Here is an 18,723-nt window from a genome sequence, read left to right on the forward strand (position 1 = left end):
GCCTTGCCATGGACACCATGACCGAGAACGACTATCTGATCGCTTGGGGCCTCTACGCCTTCGCCGCTTTGGGCTGCCTGTTGGTGTGGATGCGCTTGACCCGCTGGATGTGGCGCTGGCTGCGTGAGCCGCTACGGCTGGCCATGGCCGTGCTGCTGTTCAGCCCGACCATCATCGACCCGGTCAAGGATAAAGTCGCACCGGCCGTCGCCATTACCGCCCTCGACCTGCTGTTCAAGGTCGGCAACAACGCCTGGCGGGCGATTTCCGATCTGTTCATGTACGGCATGATCGCGTTCGGCCTCTATCTGGTGCTGGTGGCGATCCGTTTCCCTATCGAGCGCGCCTCCAACGCCCGCAAGGAACAGGCTGCCGCGGCCAAAGCCGCCGTGCGCGCCGAAGAACCCGAAGATGATCAACCGTTCGGCGGTGCCGGCGATGATCGTTACGGTCGTCCACCGGTGCCGAGCAATCCTCAGCGGATGCGAGTCGAACCCCGTCTGTAACCTTGCCCCTGCGATTGAGCGAGAGTCCGAGCATGTGTGAGTTATTGGGCATGAGCGCCAATGTCCCGACCGATATCGTGTTCAGCTTCACCGGGCTGATGCAGCGCGGCGGACGCACCGGCCCGCACCGCGATGGCTGGGGCATTGCCTTCTATGAAGGCCGTGGGCTGCGACTGTTCCAGGATCCGGCGGCAAGCTGCGAGTCGGAAGTCGCGAACCTGGTGCAGCGCTATCCGATCAAGAGCGAAGTGGTGATCGGGCACATCCGCCAGGCCAACGTCGGCAAGGTCTGTCTGTCCAACACGCATCCGTTCGTCCGTGAGCTGTGGGGGCGCAACTGGTGTTTCGCCCATAACGGCCAGTTGACGGATTTTCAGCCAGTGGCCAGTTTCTACCGCCCCGTGGGTGATACCGATAGCGAAGCGGCGTTCTGCGATTTGCTCAACCGTGTGCGTGCGGCGTTCCCCGAGCCGGTCGAGGTCGAAGCGTTGCTGCCGGATCTGGTGGCCGCTTGCGCCGAATACCGCAGCAAAGGCGTATTCAACTGCCTGCTCAGCGATGGCGATTGGTTGTTCTGCTATTGCTCGACCAAACTGGCGCAAATCACCCGTCGCGCACCGTTTGGCCCGGCGCGCTTGAAAGATGTCGACGTGATCGTCGACTTTCAGGCCGAAACCACGCCGAACGATGTGGTTACCGTCATCGCCACCGAACCCCTGACCGAAAACGAAACCTGGACCCGCTACGAACCGGGTCAATGGAGCCTGTGGCGGCGCGGCGAATGCGTCAGCCAGGGCCAGACCGAATAAGGATTCAATCCCCCATGTTGCTCAGTTATCTACGGCTGGTGTTGTTTGCGGCGGGCCTGTTGATCGGTGTCCAGGTTCCGGGCTTCATTAGTGATTACGCCAAGCGGGTCGAGGCGCATCTGATCGAGGCGCAGACCGGGTTGAGCGGGTTCCAGAACACCGCGAATCAGTTCTTCAAGGGCGATATGCAGGCACTGGTGGCCCATTACCGCGTCAGCGAAGACCCGATCTTCCGCAGCGATGCCGACAGCCTGAGTAACCTGTTGACCCGCCAACTGGCGCTGGACAAGCAATTCCAGGCGATGCAGGGCCCGTGGTACATCCGCTTCCTGCAAGTGGTGCTGGCTGCCGATCCAGACATTCGCAAGGAAACCTGGAATGGCTACAGCTACCAGATCCTGTTGACGCCCGAGGCGATGGTCTGGGGCATGAGCGGCGCGTTGCTGCTGTCGTTCGGGATCGAGTGCCTGTTCCGTCTGATCGACTGGGTGGTGCTGGGCGGCAAGCGTCTGCGCCAGAGCCGGCCGATCGAAGAGCGGGATTTGCGCGGTTTGTAACACCGTCGAACGTCAAGGAGCCGGCAAGCCGGCTCCTTGCTGGATTACCAATCAATCGAATAGGTCATGCTCAAGGTACGGCCTTCGGCGTTGGGGAATGGCGCTCTGGCGTTGGCCTGGGCGAACAGGTTGACGTACGTGCGGTTGGTCAGGTTGTACACCCCGCCTTCCAGGCGACCGACCGGCAAGTACACGGAGCCGAGCAGGTCCACCAGCGTATAGCCATCGATGTCGCGCCCGTTGTTGTCCTTGGCGGCAGCGTCGTAACTGGACAGGTGCATGCCTTGCAGGCGCAGGGTGTAGTCGTCTTCGGCGTAGCCGACGAACAGCGTGGTTTTGGCCGGTGAAATGCGTGTCGCCGGCAGATCGATCCATTTCCCGTTCTGCTCGGTCTCGCCTTTGGCCCAGGCATAGGTGCCACCCACCGACCAGTGATCGGTCGCGAGGTAGGTCAGGCTGTTTTCGATACCGCGAACCCGCTCCTTCTGGTTGATCAGACGCAAGACACGGTCATTGGCATCGTAGAACTGAGTCACGTCCGAGGTGTTTTCATAGACGGTGACGTCGGCCTGCCACCGGTCCCAGTCACCGCGCCAGCCCAGCTCGTAGCTGTCGACCTTGATGGCCTGGGCGTTGAGGCTCTGGATGTCGAAGGTGCTATTCACGTCACGCAAGAAGCGCTGGATGTCCGGCAGCGAAAACCCCTGGCTGTAATTGGCGAAGACGTCCTGATGTTCGCTCAGATGATAGACCGCGCCCAGGTTATAGAGCGTCGCGTCGTATTTGAGGGTGTCACCGGGCAGGATGGCGCGTACGCCGGTCTGGACGATCTGACCGTAAGCGATGCTGTCGGAGACCTCGCTTTCGATCCATTCGCGGCGCACACCGCCACGCAAGGTCCAGTCTCCGATGTCCCAGGACATCTGCCCGAACAGCGCCTTGGTGGTGGTTTCGATATCCGGGCCCATCTCGTAAGTGGTGCCGGTCTTGGTGTAGGTCAGCCCATTGAGGGTGTATTGGTCACCGCGCTGACGGGAGCGTTCGTGATCATAGTCGGCGCCCCAGACCAGGTTGCCTGTGGCGCTGCCGATGGCCGGCAACGGCGTGTCGATGGCCGCACGCAGGCCGTAGACATCCTGCACGCTGTTGTTGTCGGCGATCCCGGCCTTGCCCCGCGACAGGTCCGGGAAGAACAGCGCGTCGGCCCGGCGCCAGTAGCTTTCCAGTTGCAGGCCCTGGCCGTAGAAGTCGTTGTCGGTGTAGTTGAGGTTGGCCGCCTGGTTATGGGTGTAGGGCTGGTCGTCGAGTTTCAGCCCTTTGACCGCCACGGCCTCTTGCAGGTTTTTCGGGTCTTTTGTGTAGCCAGTGTCCTGCTGGTCCTTGTAGTCCTGCAGCGACAGGCTGAGTTTTTTATCGGCATCCAGTTCGTAACCGAAACGACCTTGCAGGTCATAGGTGTCGGTGTCCATGTTGCTGCCCTGGGACGTGTCCTGAGGGATGCGATTGCCGTTGCCGTCGTACTGATCGTTGCGCTGGGTCAGGTCGGCGGACAGGTACCAATCCAGGGCATCCTTGCGCCCGGTCGCACTCTGAAAGGCCTCGTAGGCGAAACCCTTGCTGTTGAGGTTGTTGCCGGTGGTCAGGCCCAGTTTGCTGCTGTAGGCAAGGTCCTGACCCTGATTGCGCTTGGTGATGATGTTGATGATGCCGCCCGAAGCACCGGCACCATAAATGCTGCTGGCGCCGGAAACCACCTCGATGCGTTCGATACTGGCCGGTGCGATGCTGTTGAGCTGGCGGAAGTTGTCCCGCGTGGCGTTCTGCGACACGCCGTCGATCAACACCAGCATATTGCGCCCGCGCAGGGTCTGGCCGAAGTTGCTCATCCCGCCGCTGGACGGCGCCAGGCCGGGAACCAGTTGCCCCAGAATGTCGGAGACCCGACGCCCGGCGCCACTCTGTTGGCGGATCTGTTGTTCGTCGATCACCTGGACCGAGCCTGGAATCGAGGCAATGGTCGCTTCGCTGCGCGTCGCGGAAACGACGGTGGCCTGCATGTTCAATGTGCCGGGTTGCTGGTCGGTGTCCTCGGCCCAGGTCTGGGCGCTGAAGGAGCCGAGCAGCGGAATCATCAAAGAAAGTTTGGTTCGGGTCATGAGTGGGTCTTTTTTTTAGTCGTGATTAGTGTTGGTAGACAAGATTGCGGGGGCAGGTGTGGTGGTGAATGAGCGCACCCAGCGGATCCCGATGGCGGCCAGTGCGTAGGTCAACGCCACCAGCCAGAAACTGTGGGCCAGCCCGACCAGCCCCATGCCGATCCCGCCGAGGACGGCACCGAGCAGAGCGCCAGCCTTGGCCGCGCTGTTGCCCAGGCCGAGGGCAAAACCCTGCTGGCTTGAAGACACGGTGTTGGCGATCAGCGCATAGGCGACGGGGAGCAGTGCGCCTTGCCAGATGCCCCAGACCAACCGGCTGACGAGAAAACCCAGCCATTCGCTGGCCAGTGCTGTGGCCGCGAGCGTCAGGGCGCAGAGCCAGGCAACGCCTTCGATGACACGCAAGGTGTAAGCCGGCTGCCAGCGGTCGAACAGACGCCCCCACAGCGGAGCGGAGATGGCCAGGGTCGCGGCGCTCGCCGCGTAAGTAGCGCCGATCAGCCAGCCCGGCGCGCGCAGAATGTCGGCGACGTACAGCGCGTAGAAGGGTTGCGGCATCATCTTTGCGGCTTGAATCAACACGATCACCAACAGGATTCCACCGAGCCAGCCTTTAGGCAGGGCCACTGGCGCAACCGGTTTCTTCGTCGAGGTTCGCGCCTTGTCGGCCGGCAGGAAAAAGCTCCCCAGTGCACACAGCAGGCAAATCGCCGACGCGCCATAACAGAGCAGGGCAAACCCCGAGATGTCCATCAGCCAGCCGCCCAGCACCGGGCCGATCAACGAGCCGACGGCGGTCGCCGATTGCAGACGGGCCAGGGTGTGACCGCGCCGGGAATTGTCGCAGCAGGCCAGGGCATAGGCTTGCGCGGCGGCGAGAAATCCTGCCAATGCGCCTTGCATCACGCGAATGCCCACCAGCAGCCACGGGTCGAGGGTAATCGCCGCCAGCCCTTGGCACAGCGCAAGTGCCAGCAACGCCCGAACGATCATCGGCTTGTGCCCGGTGCGATCACCCAACCGCCCCCACGCGGGCGTCAGCAGCATGGCCGCCAGCATCGGGCCGGCATAGACCAGCGCCGATAGCAGCGAGGTGTAGCCGGCGCCCTCTGGCCCAAGCAGATGCTGGATCTGCAAGGGCCAGAACGGGCCGCTCATTTCCATGGCACCCATGGAGACAAACTGGATGACGATCAGCAGCCGCAACGCACGACCATCAGCGAGCATCGGCGTTGGTTCGCAGCGGATTACTCAGGCGTCCGACGATGTCGGCGTGGCTGTCGTGCAAGCGCATGCGCATGAACGATTTGGCCGGCCAATCCTGTTCCAGCAAGGCCTGGCGCTCGCTTTCCCAGCGTGCCGGTTCGACGTGCTCGCGCACACTCTCGAAGCACTGTTCGACGTGCATGGCCAAGCGCTCCCAAAGGCTGTTTTCCGGCACATTCCAGTGGCGGGCACAGAGCAACGTCAACTCACCGAGGTGGCACATGAACGTGGTGTGCAGGAGCTTGTCGCGGACAAAACCGGCGTCGTCGTACAGGGTCATTTCCGGATCGTGCAGCTGGATATCCAGACCCTTGGCGTGCAGGGTTTTGCGATCGATGCGAATGTCGCCGAAGTCACGCAGTAACAACCGATTCAACCGCCCGTCAGCGCCCATCACCATGAAGCTGTTTTGCTGGTGCGCTTCGAACGCCACGCCATACATCAGGTAGATGCCCAGCAGGCTCGGGACGGCAATCGACAGGTAATCATCGAAGAACGCCAGCATGGCCTCGCTGTCGTCACGGCCCTGAGCCAGTTGCACCCAGTCACGCAGCAACGGTTGTTCGAATTCATTGACGGCGAACAGGCTGCCGACCGGCACGGCCAGTTCGCCTTCTTGCAGCAGGGTCAGCGGGTTGTCGCGGTACAGCACAGCGGCATGCCGGGACAGTTCGTCATTGGCCGGTTGTGGCGCGTAGTGCACGCCGATGCGCTCCGGCACGATGTTCAGCAGACGCTGAATCTGCGGTTCATGATCGAGAATCTGCAATATCAGTTGGCTGATGCGCGGACCCATCCGGGCCGAGCGCGGCGACACGGTGCGCTGCACGCTGGTCAGACGCAAGGCCACCGGCAGTTTGACCATCGGCGCAACGCGGCTGGCCTCTGGTAGGACCGTGCGGAAGGACATTGTCGGGTGGCCGGTGAAGGCAACGATGTCGGTGACGATCAGCAGGTTGTCGGCGATCTCGTTGGCGAACGAGTTGGGCAGTTCTTCATTGACTTGCCATGGGTGCGACGGCAGCGGGAGGTAGTCCGTTGCCTCCAGGCCCCGTTGCTGCAAATGGCGCTGCAATTGTTCGGCGGCCTGCGGGAAGTGGCCCTGCCACCAGTCCCAGTAATCGGCGGTGCCGGCCAGTGACTCGACGTGGGCGTACTGTCGGTGCAGGGCGCACAGCACAATCGGAAAACTCGCTTCGAATTCCGGCGAGAAAGCGATGACCTGCGCAGCGCTCAAGCCCAGTTTGGTCTTGTAGTTCGGATGCCAGGGATGGCCGAGCGTGCCCCACTGTTCGAGCAATGACGTCGGGTTCTGGTGGTCGGGGCTGGCTTTGAGCCAGGCGAAAAGATTGTCGTTGTGCTCGGTGTCGATCTGCTCTCTCAGGCGCTCGGTCCATCCATGGTGGAACGCCAGGCACAGGGTGTCGTTGCTGTAGCTATCGTCCAGCTCGTGGGCCAGACGTTCCAGTACCTGCGGGGAGGCGGGCGGGTTGAGCTGAGTGCTGAGGTGAGCGAGCAGTTCACTGGGCAACTGGATTTTGTGCGGCAGGCTGTCGGGGGTGTGCAGGACGATGCTGCCACGCACGTCCCAGCTGTTCATTCTTCCGCCCGTCAGGTGGTCGAAGCAAAGCTGCATACCGTCGCCAAGCGGCAGCCAGCAACGGCCGTTGTTGTCGTATTCACAGACGTCGGGGTTGATCAGGCCTTCGCGAAACAGCGCCTGGATCAGGCGTTGGAAGCAGCGCTGGGCGGCAGGCTCCAGGGCATTGCTCAAATGGTCGAGGGTGATGCGGTGGGACTGGAAGGCAGGAGTGCCGAGGGCTTCGCTCCAGTTTGAGAGCAATTGCTGCTGTTTTTGCGTGTAAGCGCGCATCAAGTCCGACTCCTTCTGGACAGTGGTTTAACTGAATGCGCGCAGAGAATACATTTTTCAAATAATAATGCAAATGATAGTAATTCCTACTTGTGGTGTGGAAAACTCCTTTTCAGAGGCCGGCCAGGGGTTTGCTCAAGACCATGTAGCGCTCTCCCACCTTCCGCGCATACTCCTCCAACACCTGCTGACACAAGGCCACAATCTCCTCGACCCACTCAACGCCCACCCGCCACGACACCACCACCTGCAAGTCGGGTGGTCGCTGATCGATGTCCAGCAAGGTCAATTCGCCACGCGCCAGTTCCTCGGCCACCAGCACCGGCGGCAACGCGCCGATGCCAAAACCGTCGCGCAGCAGCCGGGTAATCGCCGACACCGAGTTCACGCAGTTCAACCGTGGCGTCATCACGCCATTGGCCTGCATCAGGGCGAGCACTTCCTGATGCGGGTGGGAGTTTTTCGAGTAGGTAATGATCCGCTCTTTCGCCAGATCGGCGACGCCAGAATACTCACGGTTGTACAGGGAATTGCTGGCCACAATCCAGCCCATGGGGTGGCTGGCCAGTTCCAGGCTGCGCACGCTTTCCTGGCGCAGCAGGTCGGTTTGCAGGATCACGTCGAGAAAGCCTTTTTGCAGCTGATCGCAGAGATTGAGCGAGGTATCGGCCACCAGCTCGATTTCCACCAGTGGGTAGTGATCGGTCATCTGCGCCACCAACGGGCTTAGCCAGGTGTGGATCACCGTGTCCATCACGCCAATGCGCACCCGTCCGGCCTTGCTCGAACGGGTCTCGATCGACTGCTTGAGTGCCTGCATGGTGTCCATCATCTGCTCTGCGTAATCGAGCACTTTGAGGCCTTCGGGCGTCAGGCTCACGCCGCGCGAATCCCGCAGAAACAGCTTTACCCCGAGCTCGCCTTCAAGCACCGCAATTCGGCTGGAAATCGAGGCCTGAGTGGTGAAGAGCTTGTCGGCGGTCAGGCGAAAACTCTTGAGTCGGGCGACCCAGACGAAGGTCTCGAGAAACTTCAGGTTCATGGGATAAAGATTTCTTATGGCTAAGGCGGGTTTTTATTAGTTGGACGCAGCAGGGGCGCGCGTCCAAAAATCGACGCATCCGGTTCCCACGATAGGCGTCGTCGGGGCTCAGAACAATACCAATAAAATCAGCGCGGAGATTTGCCATGAGTGCGCCCGACACCACCGCCACCCCGAAAGCCTCGGCCCGTCCGGGACCTTTCGACTGGTATCGCAACATCAATCAGCAGGAACGCCGCACCTTCTGGAGCTGCAAGATCGGCTATGGCCTGGACGGCATGGACACCCAGATGCTCAGCTTCGTGGTGCCGACCCTGATTGCCATGTGGGGCATCACCACCGGCCAGGCCGGGCTGATTCACACCAGCACGCTGATCGCTTCGGCCATCGGTGGCTGGGTGGCGGGGATTCTCTCCGACCGCATTGGTCGTGTGCGCACCTTGCAACTGACGGTGCTGTGGTTTGCCTTCTTCACCTTCCTCTGCGGCTTTGCCCAGAGCTACGAGCAACTGCTGATTGCACGGACCCTGATGGGATTCGGTTTCGGCGGTGAGTGGACGGCCGGCGCGGTGCTGATCGGCGAGGTGATTCGTGCCCAGGACCGTGGCAAGGCCGTTGGCATGGTGCAGTCCGGCTGGGCGCTGGGTTGGGGGCTGACCGCGATTCTGTATGCGCTGCTGTTCTCGGTATTGCCACCGGAGGATGCCTGGCGTGCGCTGTTCATCCTCGGCATCGTGCCGGCGATCTTCGTGATTTTCGTCCGCCGTCTGGTCAAGGACCCGGAAATCTATCGTGAAGCCAAAGCGAAACAGGAGCCGGGCAACCCGTCGAAGTTCTACGAGATCTTCGCCCCCGGCATGCTCTTCACCACGATTCGCGCTTCGTTGCTGACCACCGGCGCGTTGGGCGGCTACTACGCCATCACTTCCTGGTTGCCGACTTTCCTGAAGAACGAACGCGGTTTGAGCGTACTCAATACCAGCGGTTATCTGGCGATGGTGATCGTTGGTTCCTACGTGGGTTATGTCATCAGCGCCTATTTGACCGACATCCTGGGACGTAAAAAGAACTTCATCCTGTTCGCCGTGGGTTCGTTCACCATTGTGTTGCTGTACACCCAACTGCCGGTCAGCAACGGCGTGATGCTGTGGCTGGGCTTCCCGCTGGGTTTCTTCGCCTCGGGGATTTTCAGTGGTATGGGTGCATTCCTGACCGAGTTGTTCCCTACACGCATTCGCGGTTCGGGCCAGGGTTTTTGCTACAACATCGGCCGGGCGCTGGCGGCGTTGTTCCCGCTGCTGATCGGCCTGCTCAGCCAGACCGTGCCGCTGAGTGTGGGCATCGGTGCCTTTGCGGCAGTGTCCTACGGCGTGGTGATCCTCGCGGCCCTGAGCCTGCCGGAAACCCGTGGCAAGCAACTCGACGCCCGGTAACTGATAACCTGCGGGCTTGTCTTACAGATATGTCCCACAGCTAAAAAGATTAATGCCTACAGGAGTGTTCAGCGTGAGCCGCCTGCTATTGAACTGCGACATCGGCGAGAGTTTCGGCAGCTGGACCATGGGTCTGGACGCAGAAATCATGCCCTTTATCGATTGCGCCAACATCGCTTGCGGTTTTCACGCTGGCGACCCGAGCATCATGCGCAAGACCGTCAGCCTGGCCCTCAGCCACGGTGTGCAAGTTGGCGCGCATCCGGCCTATCAGGATCTGGTGGGGTTCGGCCGCCGCTCCATGGCCTATGCCACCCAGGAACTTCAAGACATTCTGCATTACCAGATCGGCGCCCTCGACGGCATCTGCCGGGCTCAGGGCGGGCGGGTCAGTTACGTCAAACCCCATGGCGCGATGTACAACGACATGATGGCCAACCCGGCGCAATTACGCGCCGTGCTGCAAGCCGTGGCGTCCTATGACCGCAACCTGCCATTGATGTTGATGGCGACTCGCGACAACAGCGCCGCCCAACAACTGGGCGATGAATACGGCGTGACGCTGTGGTTCGAGGCTTTTGCCGATCGTGCTTACGACAGCGCCGGCAGGCTGGTGTCGCGACAACTGCCGGGAGCGGTGCATCACGACCCGGAAAAAATCAGCGAGCAGGCGCTGACCATTGCCCGTGGCGATCACCTCACCGCCAGCGATGGCAGCGCCCTGCATTTGCAGGCCAACACCCTTTGCGTGCACGGCGACAACGCCAGTTCGGTCGCTGCCGTACAACGTATCCGTGAAGCCTTGAACCGGCAGAGTGCGTCATGAAGCTGCGGGTTGAAGTGGTGGCGCTGGATTGCCTGATGGTGCGCCTGTTCGATGAAATTGCCGAAACCAACATGCCGTGGATGCTGGCGGCCAGTGAAAGTCTGCGGGCGGCGTTCGCCGGGCATCTGATTGATCTGGTGCCGTCCTACACCACCTTGATGGTGCATTACGACTTGACCGAGCTGAGTCCCGCCCAGGCCCGGGAGTTGATTGCCGAAGCGTTGATCGATCTGTCGCCCAACACCCATGCCCGCGGTAAATGTCATGTGTTGCCGGTGTGGTACGACTTGAGCGTCGGACCGGAGTTGAGCCTGTTGTCGCAGCGCAGCGGGTTGGCGGTGGAGGAGGTGATCCGTCGTCACTGCGAGCGTGAATATCAGGTGTTCGCCCTGGGTTTTGCGCCGGGCTTCGCCTTCATGGGGCTGGTGGAAGAGGCACTCGCCGCGCCGCGTCTGAACACGCCACGCAAGAAAGTCGCGGCCGGCAGTGTCGGCATCGCCGAACGGCAGACGGCGGCTTACCCGGTGGTGTCGCCGGGCGGCTGGAACCTGATTGGCCGCACGCCGGCCAAATTGTTCGATCGCAACCGTGACGGCTACAGCCTGATGCAACCCGGTGACACCGTACGGTTCGAAGCGGTCAGCCTTGCCGAGTTCATTAACCTGGGCGGTGACGATACGCCACTGGAGGCCCAGGCATGAGCCGTCTGACGATTGAAGCGAGTACGCCGCTGTGCCTGTTGCAGGATGCCGGTCGATTCGGCGTGCGGCATCTGGGTGTGACCCAGGGAGGAGCGGCTGATTGGCGTTCGATGTCCTGGGCCAACTGGCTGCTGGGCAACGGGCTGGATGCGCCGGTGATTGAAATCACCCTCGGCGGATTCACCGTGGTGGCCGAGGAGGAATGCGTGCTGGCCTTGGCCGGAGCGGATCTGGGCGCGCGGGTGGACGGCGAGGCGCTGGCACCGTGGCGCAGTTTCAGGCTGCACAAAGGTCAGCGTTTGCAATTCACCCGGCCGTTGCTCGGCGCCCGGGCCTATCTGGCGGCGCCGGGTGGGTTTGATGCACCGAAAGTGCTGGGCAGCAGCGCGACGGTGGTCCGTGAGGAGCTCGGCGGCCTGGACGGAATGGGCCATGCGCTGGGTAAGGGCGCGTCATTGAGCTATTCGGGCAACTCGGTGATGTTGCTGTGCGAAATGACCGCAGACCAGCGGCCGGACTTGAACCTTGATGCTCCGTTGGACTTGGTCCTCGGTGCACAGATCGGTGAGTTCAGCGGGCAGAGCCTGTTCGACGCGTTCAACAGCGTGTGGAGCCTCGACAGTCGTGCCGACCGGATGGGGATTCGCCTGCTGGGTAAGGCGCTGCAGTACCAGGGCAAACCGATGATTTCCGAGGGTATTCCACTGGGGGCGGTGCAGGTGCCGCCGGATGGGCAACCGATTGTGTTGCTCAATGATCGGCAGACCATTGGCGGTTATCCGCGTCTGGGAGCGTTGACACCGTTGGCGCTGGCGCGGCTGGCGCAGTGCCTGCCGGGGGCGCGGGTGCGGTTGCGGCCGGTGGTGCAGGAGGTTGCGCACCGGGAGCATGTCGAATATTTGCTCCGTTTTACAGTTTGAAGATCAAAAGATCGCAGCCTGCGGCAGCTCCTACACCGATCTCTGTAGGAGCTGCCGCAGGCTGCGATCTTTCAGGGCCGTCACGCGGTCATTTGGACAAAAACCGCATCCCTTCTTCCAGCCCACGAAGAGTCAACGGATACATCTGGTCCTCAATCAAATCCCTCACGATGTTGGTCGAGGAGGTATAGCCCCAGGTGTCCTTCGGGTACGGGTTGATCCAGATGAGCTTCTTGTACTTCTCCTTGAACCGCTGCATCCACACGTAACCGGCTTCTTCGTTCCAGTGCTCGACGCTGCCGCCCGCCTGGGTGATTTCGTAGGGTGCCATGGCGGCGTCGCCGATGAAGATCACTTTGTAGTCGGCGCCGTACTTGTGCAGCAGGTCCATGGTCGAGGTGCGCTCGGAGGTGCGGCGCATGTTGTTCTTCCACACCGATTCATAAATGAAGTTGTGGAAGTAGAAGTACTCCAGGTGCTTGAACTCGGTCTTGCAGGCCGAGAACAGCTCCTCGCAAATCTTCACGTGGGCGTCCATCGAGCCGCCGATGTCAAACAGCAGCAACAGCTTGACGGTGTTGCGCCGCTCCGGCCGCATCTGGATGTTCAGTAACCCGGCATCCTTGGCGGTGTGGTCGATGGTGCCATCGATGTCCAGTTCTTCCGCCGCGCCCTGACGGGCAAACTTGCGCAAGCGACGCAAGGCGACCTTGATGTTGCGCGTGCCCAGCTCGACGGAATCGTCGAGGTTCTTGTACTCGCGCTGGTCCCAGACCTTGGCTGCCTTGCCCTGGCGCTTGCCGGCATCGCCGACCCGAATGCCTTCCGGGTTGAAACCGCCGGAACCGAACGGGCTGGTGCCACCGGTGCCGATCCACTTGTTGCCACCGGCGTGGCGTTCCTTCTGTTCCTCGAGGCGTTTCTTGAACTCTTCGATCAGCTTGTCGAGGCCGCCGAGGGACTGGATCGCCGCTCGCTCTTCATCAGTCAGCGAACGCTCGAATTCCTTGCGCAGCCAGTCTTCGGGGATCAATGCCTGAAGATGATCGTCGAGCTTTTCCAGGCCATTGAAGTAGGCACCGAACGCCCGGTCGAATTTGTCGAAATGCTTTTCATCCTTCACCAGGATCGCCCGGGACAGGTAATAGAACTCGTCCATGTCGGCGAAGGTCACGCGCTGTTTCAGCGCGTTGATCAGGTCCAGCAGTTCACGCACCGAGACCGGCACCTTGGCTGCGCGCATTTCATTGAACAGGTTGAGCAACATGGCATCAGCCTCTTAGCGGGTGCCGCGACGGCTCATGAACGCCAGACGCTCCAGCAGTTGCACGTCCTGTTCGTTTTTCACCAAAGCGCCGGCCAGCGGCGGGATGGCCTTGGTCGGATCACGTTCACGCAGCACCGCTTCGCCGATGTTGTCGGCCATCAGCAGCTTCAGCCAGTCCACCAGCTCGGAGGTCGAAGGCTTCTTCTTCAGGCCCGGCACCTTGCGCACGTCGAAGAACACGTCCAGCGCTTCGCTGACCAGGTCTTTCTTGATGTCCGGGTAGTGCACGTCGACGATCCGCTGCATTGTCACGCGGTCGGGGAAGGCGATGTAGTGGAAGAAGCAGCGACGCAGGAAGGCGTCCGGCAGCTCTTTCTCGTTGTTGGAGGTAATGATGATGATCGGGCGCTTCTTGGCCTTGATGGTCTCGTCGATCTCGTAAACGTAGAACTCCATCTTGTCGAGTTCTTGCAGCAGGTCGTTGGGGAATTCGATGTCGGCCTTGTCGATTTCGTCGATCAGCAGGATGACCCGTTCTTCGGATTCGAAGGCTTCCCAGAGCTTGCCCTTTTTCAGGTAGTTGCGAACGTCGTGGACCTTTTCCGTACCGAGCTGCGAATCGCGCAGGCGGCTGACCGCGTCGTACTCATAGAGGCCTTGATGGGCCTTGGTGGTGGATTTGATGTGCCAGGTGATCAGCTTGGCGCCAAAGGATTCGGCCAGTTGCTCGGCGAGCATGGTCTTGCCGGTGCCCGGTTCGCCCTTGACCAGCAACGGCCGCTCCAGGGTGATGGCGGCGTTGACCGCCAGCTTCAGGTCATCGGTGGCGACGTAGGCCTGGGTGCCTTCGAACTTCATCTGCTAATCCTCGAACGGTAACGCCGACCTGAACGAGACAGGGCGGGGCGCTATAAAATGGTCAGCCCCGACTATAACGCGGTGCCCGGTCGACTGTGAACGCAGACGGCTTATTCAGTCTCTGAATGGGGCGTCACATCTTGACTCAGTCTCGGCTGCTGGCCAGTATTGAGCTATCGCCATTTTGGCGATAGCTTGCCGGGTATGTCTACTAAATACCGATTTCGCGACACATACCGCATTCAATTGCGCGAGAAGGATCATCCGCCGCCTCATGTCCACCTGACCGGTGGCGGCCTGGACGTCATGCTCAGCCTGGAAACCGTCGAGGTGATGGTAGGCAGGGCTCCGCCCCTGATCATCAGGGAAACACTGGATTGGGTCAGGGCCCATCAGGCGCAACTGCTCGAGGACTGGAAACGATGTTACCCATGAAACGACCACGACTGCTGGCCGTACAGGCACTACCGGAGTATCGCCTGGCGTTGACCTTTATTGACGGCCAGCAACTGACTCTCGACCTGAGCCGGGATTTGCTGGCCTTTCCAGGCTTGCAGCCATTGCAGGGACGCGCTTTCGATGGCGCGGCTCTGGGTGATGATGGCTGGTGCGTCGAGTGGTCTGAGCAGGACATCCAGATTGGTGCAGATACGTTGTTCCTGGATGCGATCGCACAAAATGCCTCCGACGAAAATACCCGGATTTTCATCGACTGGCGCGCTCGCACCGGGTTGTCACTGACACAGGCCGCCGAGGCGCTGGGGGTCAGTACCCGCAGCATCAGTCGTTACAGCCGTGGCAAGGAAGCGGTGCCGCGGTCCCTGGCACTGGCCTGTCTTGGGTGGGATTTCCTGCAGTTGCAAGCGAATGCGCCACGGGCGGCCGAGGAAACAGGCCGCTACACAGTCACTCGTTCTCAATGAGGTAGTCGCGCACCAGATAGGGCAAGGCGATGTGTAGCGATATCAGCAGTACAACGAAGCCGAAGAGGGACCACAGGGGCCAGTTGTATCGACGTTTCATGATGGCAAATCTGCGGCGATCCAAAGCCATTGGCTGCACTGATAAGCGGACGTTCGACCCGACTGGACGCCTGCGGGCAAGAGGCTTACCTTGATGCCCTATTTCAATGCTGTCGTTAAGGACCCAGCCATGAGCCGCATTTTCGTTGACAACGCCCACTCCATCGGCAACACGCCGCTGGTGCAGATCAATCGCATTGCGCCGCGTGGTGTGACCATCCTGGCCAAGATCGAAGGGCGCAACCCGGGTTACTCGGTCAAATGCCGGATCGGCGCGAACATGATCTGGGATGCCGAGAGCAGCGCAAAACTCAAGCCGGGCATGACCATCGTCGAACCGACCTCCGGCAATACCGGCATCGGCCTGGCCTTCGTGGCCGCCGCCCGTGGCTACAAACTGATGCTGACCATGCCGGCGTCCATGAGTATCGAACGCCGCAAGGTGCTCAAGGCACTGGGTGCCGAACTGGTGTTGACCGAGCCGGCCAAAGGCATGAAGGGGGCCATCGAGAAGGCCGGTGAAATTGTTGCCAGTGACCCGTCGAAGTACTTCATGCCGGCGCAATTCGACAACCCGGCCAACCCGGCCATCCACGAAAAAACCACGGGCCCGGAAATCTGGAACGATACCGACGGCGCGATCGATGTGCTGGTGGCAGGCGTCGGAACCGGTGGAACCATCACCGGGGTTTCACGGTATATCAAGAATACCCAGGGCAAGCCGATACTCTCGGTAGCGGTGGAGCCGGCGGTGTCGCCGGTGATCACCCAGACCCTGGCCGGTCAGGAAATCAAGCCGAGCCCGCACAAGATCCAGGGCATCGGTGCCGGTTTTGTGCCGAAGAACCTCGATTTGTCGATCGTCGATCGGGTGGAGTTGGTCAGTGACGAAGAGTCCAAGGCCATGGCCTTGCGCTTGATGCAGGAAGAAGGAATCTTGTGCGGGATTTCCTGCGGCGCCGCCATGGCCGTGGCTGTTCGGCTAGCGGAGACCCCGGAAATGCAGGGCAAGACCATCGTCGTGATCCTGCCGGATTCCGGTGAACGTTATTTGTCGAGCATGCTGTTCAGTGATCTGTTTACCGAACAGGAGAATCAGCAGTAAGCGCTGAACATTGATGGGTCGTGGCTGGCGGTGATGCTTGAGGCGTTATCACTGGCTGCGATCTATTGATCGGGTCCGGTTGATGATGGATTTGCATCAGCCAGCGTTCAGGCGTTTCATGTTAGGAAATGTTTTGTTGCACATTCATTTATAATGAATGTTGAAAAGTGCAGGTTTTTCGCCGGATCGGTAGTGTTTATCATGCCAGCAGCCACGTCGGGCAATGGACGTGGCGCAATGTCGCTTATCTTCAAAGGAGTTGTTGATGACCTTATCGTTTGCCGCGAAGGCCTCGTTGTTGCTGCTGTTTCTCGGCAGCACCCTCTATGTGCATTTGCGCGGCAAGGCGCGTCTGCCGGTGTTGCGCCAGTTTGTTAACCATTCGGCACTGTTCGCACCCTATAACGCCTTGATGTACCTGTTTTCCGGTGTGCCATCGAAACCGTATCTGGATCGCAGCAAGTTCCCGGAACTGGATGTGCTCAGGGACAACTGGGAAGTGATTCGCGATGAAGCGATGCACTTGTTCGACGAGGGCTATATCCGTGCGGCGGCAAAGAACAACGACGCCGGTTTTGGCTCGTTCTTCAAGAAGGGCTGGAAGCGTTTCTACCTCAAGTGGTATGACAAACCGCTGCCTTCTGCCGAAGCCTTGTGTCCGAGAACCGTGGAATTGGTCAGCAGCATTCCCAACGTCAAGGGCGCTATGTTTGCGCTGCTGCCGGGCGGCAGCCACCTCAACCCGCATCGTGATCCGTTTGCCGGTTCCCTGCGTTATCACCTGGGGCTGTCGACACCGAACTCCGACGATTGCCGTATCTTTGTCGACGGTCAGGTTTACGCCTGGCGCGATGGGGAAGACGTGATGTTCGACGAAACCTACGTGCACTGGGTCAAGAATGAAACGGAAAAGACCCGCGTCATCCTGTTCTGCGATATCGAGCGTCCACTGAGCAATCGCTTCATGACCCGTATCAATCGCAGTATCAGCGCCTGGCTGGGTCGTGCGACTGCACCGCAGAACCTTGATGACGAGCGCGTAGGAGGGATCAATAAAGCCTATGCCTGGAGCAAGAACTCCAGCGACAAATTCAGCGGCATGGTCAAGCAGTGGAAGCGTCGAAATCCAAAGGCCTACCGCGTGATGCGCCCGGTTTTGGCGGTGGTGGTGCTGACGTTGTTGGGGTATTGGCTGTTTGGGTGACATCCGCTCTCGGAAATAAAAAAACCGCTCGTTGTGAGCGGTTTTTTTATGGTTCTTCACGGAGTTCCGAGCCCCTCCGAACGCACAATGCGGACGCTGTGCCGACTGTCGTTGCTGGCCCATGCGTCGCCCTTCGCCTTCCTGATGTTACGTTTCGTCATCCGCAACGCAACAATGCTACCGGTCAGCCACCAAGCCCGGCTTCACAGCAGCCGGCTTCAACACCAACCACAACGCCATCGCAATCAACAACCCGCCATACAGATGCGCCAACGACAGCGGCTCATCGAGAAACATCGCGCCCCATAACACCCCGAACGGCGGGATCATGAAGGTTACGGTCGATGACTTTACCGGGCCGATCGAACTGAGCAACCGGAAGTAAATGATGTAGGCAAACGCGGTACACGCCAGCCCCAATCCCAATAGTGATAACCAGACATTCCAGCCGCCCCAGCTCGCCGGTGGCTGGCTGATCACGCTGTAGCCGAACAGCGGCAGCAAGAACAGCGTGGCGCCGAGCATGCTGCCCAGCGCCGACAGTCGACTGTCCAGCCCACCGGCCTGATCGAGCCAGCGCCGGGCGAGAAAGCCGGCGAAGCCATAGCAGGTGGTGGCGAGCAGGCAGGCGAGGGCGCCCATCAGCAGTTGCATGTCGAACGCCACGGGACCGGCGCGGGTCAGGACGCCGACGCCGAGCAACCCGAGGAAAACCCCGCCGAGCTTGGCGGCGCTGAGTCTTTCATGGAAGAACAGGCCGCCGATCAGCACGCCCATCAGCGGCGTGGTGGCGTTGAAAATCGCCGAGTAACCGGCCGGCAACACTTGCGCCGCGACCGAGTAGAGCGTCGCCGGGATGCCGGAGTTGATCACCCCGAGCAGCATCACGGTCTTGAGTTTGCCTTTGAAATCCCAGCTGATGCGCATCAGGCCAAGAATCACCAACAGTCCGACCGCGGCAATCGACACACGGAAAAACGCCGTGGGAATAGTGCCGATCACCGGAGCGATGATGCGCATGAACAAAAAACTCGCACCCCAAATGGCCGCCAGTGACAGTAAACGAAAAATATCGACGGGGTTCACAGCGCGTTCCTTCCTTGATGGAGGGGCGAAAGTGTTGCTGAGCGTGTGGTCGATAGCAACCGAAAACCGGGCATTCAATTCGCCCGGAAAAT

Annotated in this window: 18 protein-coding genes and 1 pseudogene; 11 read left to right on the plus strand and 8 right to left on the minus strand. The window is 60.4% G+C overall.

From position 1 onward, the window contains the following. The first annotated feature begins 8 nt into the window (after positions 1–8). From AC1DKH_RS14865 to AC1DKH_RS14875, 3 genes are read left to right on the plus strand one after another with little or no spacing between them, the layout of a single operon-like run. The gene (locus tag AC1DKH_RS14865) at positions 9–506 is read left to right on the plus strand and encodes an MFS transporter (RefSeq protein ID WP_477760658.1); all 498 of its coding nucleotides are present in this window, start codon (positions 9–11) and stop codon (positions 504–506) included. Positions 507–538: 32 nt separating this feature from the next. Beyond that, the gene (locus AC1DKH_RS14870) at positions 539–1,315 is read left to right on the plus strand and encodes a class II glutamine amidotransferase (protein ID WP_477762593.1); all 777 of its coding nucleotides are present in this window, start codon (positions 539–541) and stop codon (positions 1,313–1,315) included. A gap of 14 nt (positions 1,316–1,329) precedes the next feature. Continuing rightward, entirely contained in the window at positions 1,330–1,872 is a 543-nt protein-coding gene (locus AC1DKH_RS14875) for a DUF2937 family protein (RefSeq protein WP_477762592.1), read from the plus strand. Between the two features lie 44 nt (positions 1,873–1,916). On the opposite strand, the gene AC1DKH_RS14880 is transcribed toward AC1DKH_RS14875, so the two are convergent. The 4 genes from AC1DKH_RS14880 to AC1DKH_RS14895 all read right to left on the minus strand — a co-directional run bounded on the left by AC1DKH_RS14880 (position 1,917) and on the right by AC1DKH_RS14895 (position 8,209). Then, entirely contained in the window at positions 1,917–4,028 is a 2,112-nt protein-coding gene (locus AC1DKH_RS14880) for a TonB-dependent receptor (RefSeq protein ID WP_477798533.1), read from the minus strand. A 15-nt stretch (positions 4,029–4,043) separates the two neighbouring features. Further along, positions 4,044–5,255, minus strand: a complete 1,212-nt coding sequence (locus tag AC1DKH_RS14885; protein ID WP_477798534.1) for an MFS transporter — start codon at positions 5,253–5,255, stop codon at positions 4,044–4,046. Next, complete coding sequence (locus AC1DKH_RS14890) at positions 5,245–7,167, minus strand: IucA/IucC family protein (protein ID WP_477798535.1); 1,923 nt, start codon at positions 7,165–7,167, stop codon at positions 5,245–5,247. Before AC1DKH_RS14890 ends, AC1DKH_RS14885 begins: the two co-directional genes overlap by 11 nt. Positions 7,168–7,279: 112 nt before the next feature. Next, positions 7,280–8,209 (minus strand): LysR family transcriptional regulator, encoded by a 930-nt coding sequence (locus AC1DKH_RS14895; RefSeq protein WP_477752896.1) that lies wholly within the window; start codon positions 8,207–8,209, stop codon positions 7,280–7,282. Positions 8,210–8,355: 146 nt separating this feature from the next. Between AC1DKH_RS14895 and AC1DKH_RS14900 the strand changes: the two genes are divergently transcribed. The 4 genes from AC1DKH_RS14900 (at position 8,356) to AC1DKH_RS14915 (ending at position 12,089) form a co-directional block, all read left to right on the plus strand. Beyond that, a complete protein-coding gene (locus AC1DKH_RS14900) occupies positions 8,356–9,642 on the plus strand; it encodes an MFS transporter (RefSeq protein ID WP_477752897.1) in 1,287 nt (428 codons plus the stop codon). A 73-nt stretch (positions 9,643–9,715) separates the two neighbouring features. Continuing rightward, positions 9,716–10,468 carry a 5-oxoprolinase subunit PxpA gene (locus AC1DKH_RS14905; protein ID WP_477752898.1) on the plus strand — a complete coding sequence of 251 codons (753 nt, stop codon included), beginning with the start codon at positions 9,716–9,718 and terminating at the stop codon, positions 10,466–10,468. Further along, positions 10,465–11,169 carry a 5-oxoprolinase subunit PxpB gene (gene pxpB / locus AC1DKH_RS14910; protein WP_477798536.1) on the plus strand — a complete coding sequence of 235 codons (705 nt, stop codon included), beginning with the start codon at positions 10,465–10,467 and terminating at the stop codon, positions 11,167–11,169. The genes AC1DKH_RS14905 and pxpB overlap by 4 nt, the downstream gene beginning before the upstream one ends. Further along, entirely contained in the window at positions 11,166–12,089 is a 924-nt protein-coding gene (locus tag AC1DKH_RS14915) for a 5-oxoprolinase subunit C family protein (protein ID WP_477798537.1), read from the plus strand. Before pxpB ends, AC1DKH_RS14915 begins: the two co-directional genes overlap by 4 nt. 88 nt (positions 12,090–12,177) lie before the next feature. On the opposite strand, the gene AC1DKH_RS14920 is transcribed toward AC1DKH_RS14915, so the two are convergent. Together AC1DKH_RS14920 and AC1DKH_RS14925 are read right to left on the minus strand one after the other, a co-directional pair. Continuing rightward, on the minus strand, positions 12,178–13,356 hold the full coding sequence (locus AC1DKH_RS14920) for a vWA domain-containing protein (protein ID WP_008049176.1): 1,179 nt from the start codon (positions 13,354–13,356) through the stop codon (positions 12,178–12,180). Between the two features lie 12 nt (positions 13,357–13,368). After that, entirely contained in the window at positions 13,369–14,214 is an 846-nt protein-coding gene (locus AC1DKH_RS14925) for an AAA family ATPase (protein ID WP_007984829.1), read from the minus strand. 204 nt (positions 14,215–14,418) lie between these two features. Here AC1DKH_RS14925 and AC1DKH_RS14930 point away from each other — a divergent pair, with 204 nt between their 5' ends. Together AC1DKH_RS14930 and AC1DKH_RS14935 are read left to right on the plus strand one after the other, a co-directional pair. Then, a complete protein-coding gene (locus AC1DKH_RS14930) occupies positions 14,419–14,649 on the plus strand; it encodes a DUF4160 domain-containing protein (RefSeq protein WP_477798538.1) in 231 nt (76 codons plus the stop codon). Then, positions 14,637–15,137, plus strand: a complete 501-nt coding sequence (locus tag AC1DKH_RS14935) for a DUF2442 domain-containing protein (RefSeq protein ID WP_477752901.1) — start codon at positions 14,637–14,639, stop codon at positions 15,135–15,137. The genes AC1DKH_RS14930 and AC1DKH_RS14935 overlap by 13 nt, the downstream gene beginning before the upstream one ends. Here AC1DKH_RS14935 and AC1DKH_RS14940 read toward each other — a convergent pair. After that, a pseudogene (locus tag AC1DKH_RS14940) lies at positions 15,136–15,237 on the minus strand (hypothetical protein); the annotation flags it as partial. The gene AC1DKH_RS14935 and the pseudogene AC1DKH_RS14940 overlap by 2 nt on opposite strands. Before the next feature lie 129 nt (positions 15,238–15,366). On the opposite strand from AC1DKH_RS14940, the gene cysK reads away from it, so the two are divergent. Both cysK and AC1DKH_RS14950 read left to right on the plus strand, forming a co-directional pair. Next, entirely contained in the window at positions 15,367–16,341 is a 975-nt protein-coding gene (gene cysK, locus AC1DKH_RS14945; RefSeq protein ID WP_477752902.1) for a cysteine synthase A, read from the plus strand. A 265-nt stretch (positions 16,342–16,606) separates the two neighbouring features. After that, positions 16,607–17,545: an aspartyl/asparaginyl beta-hydroxylase domain-containing protein gene (locus tag AC1DKH_RS14950; protein ID WP_477762582.1), complete on the plus strand. Its 939-nt coding sequence runs from the start codon at positions 16,607–16,609 to the stop codon at positions 17,543–17,545. Positions 17,546–17,722: 177 nt separating this feature from the next. On the opposite strand, the gene AC1DKH_RS14955 is transcribed toward AC1DKH_RS14950, so the two are convergent. Continuing rightward, the gene (locus tag AC1DKH_RS14955) at positions 17,723–18,631 is read right to left on the minus strand and encodes a DMT family transporter (RefSeq protein WP_477762581.1); all 909 of its coding nucleotides are present in this window, start codon (positions 18,629–18,631) and stop codon (positions 17,723–17,725) included. Positions 18,632–18,723 lie beyond the last annotated feature (92 nt).

Source organism: Pseudomonas sp. 05L36 (assembly GCF_056398125.1).

Coding starts and splice junctions, on each gene's coding strand:
- AC1DKH_RS14865 (WP_477760658.1), top strand. CDS start 9: ATGGACACCATGACCGAGAACGACTATCTGATCGCTTGGGGCCTCTAC.
- AC1DKH_RS14870 (WP_477762593.1), top strand. CDS start 539: ATGTGTGAGTTATTGGGCATGAGCGCCAATGTCCCGACCGATATCGTG.
- AC1DKH_RS14875 (WP_477762592.1), top strand. CDS start 1,330: ATGTTGCTCAGTTATCTACGGCTGGTGTTGTTTGCGGCGGGCCTGTTG.
- AC1DKH_RS14880 (WP_477798533.1), bottom strand. CDS start 4,028: ATGACCCGAACCAAACTTTCTTTGATGATTCCGCTGCTCGGCTCCTTC.
- AC1DKH_RS14885 (WP_477798534.1), bottom strand. CDS start 5,255: ATGCTCGCTGATGGTCGTGCGTTGCGGCTGCTGATCGTCATCCAGTTT.
- AC1DKH_RS14890 (WP_477798535.1), bottom strand. CDS start 7,167: ATGCGCGCTTACACGCAAAAACAGCAGCAATTGCTCTCAAACTGGAGC.
- AC1DKH_RS14895 (WP_477752896.1), bottom strand. CDS start 8,209: ATGAACCTGAAGTTTCTCGAGACCTTCGTCTGGGTCGCCCGACTCAAG.
- AC1DKH_RS14900 (WP_477752897.1), top strand. CDS start 8,356: ATGAGTGCGCCCGACACCACCGCCACCCCGAAAGCCTCGGCCCGTCCG.
- pxpB (WP_477798536.1), top strand. CDS start 10,465: ATGAAGCTGCGGGTTGAAGTGGTGGCGCTGGATTGCCTGATGGTGCGC.
- AC1DKH_RS14915 (WP_477798537.1), top strand. CDS start 11,166: ATGAGCCGTCTGACGATTGAAGCGAGTACGCCGCTGTGCCTGTTGCAG.
- AC1DKH_RS14920 (WP_008049176.1), bottom strand. CDS start 13,356: ATGTTGCTCAACCTGTTCAATGAAATGCGCGCAGCCAAGGTGCCGGTC.
- AC1DKH_RS14925 (WP_007984829.1), bottom strand. CDS start 14,214: ATGAAGTTCGAAGGCACCCAGGCCTACGTCGCCACCGATGACCTGAAG.
- AC1DKH_RS14930 (WP_477798538.1), top strand. CDS start 14,419: ATGTCTACTAAATACCGATTTCGCGACACATACCGCATTCAATTGCGC.
- AC1DKH_RS14935 (WP_477752901.1), top strand. CDS start 14,637: ATGTTACCCATGAAACGACCACGACTGCTGGCCGTACAGGCACTACCG.
- cysK (WP_477752902.1), top strand. CDS start 15,367: ATGAGCCGCATTTTCGTTGACAACGCCCACTCCATCGGCAACACGCCG.
- AC1DKH_RS14950 (WP_477762582.1), top strand. CDS start 16,607: ATGACCTTATCGTTTGCCGCGAAGGCCTCGTTGTTGCTGCTGTTTCTC.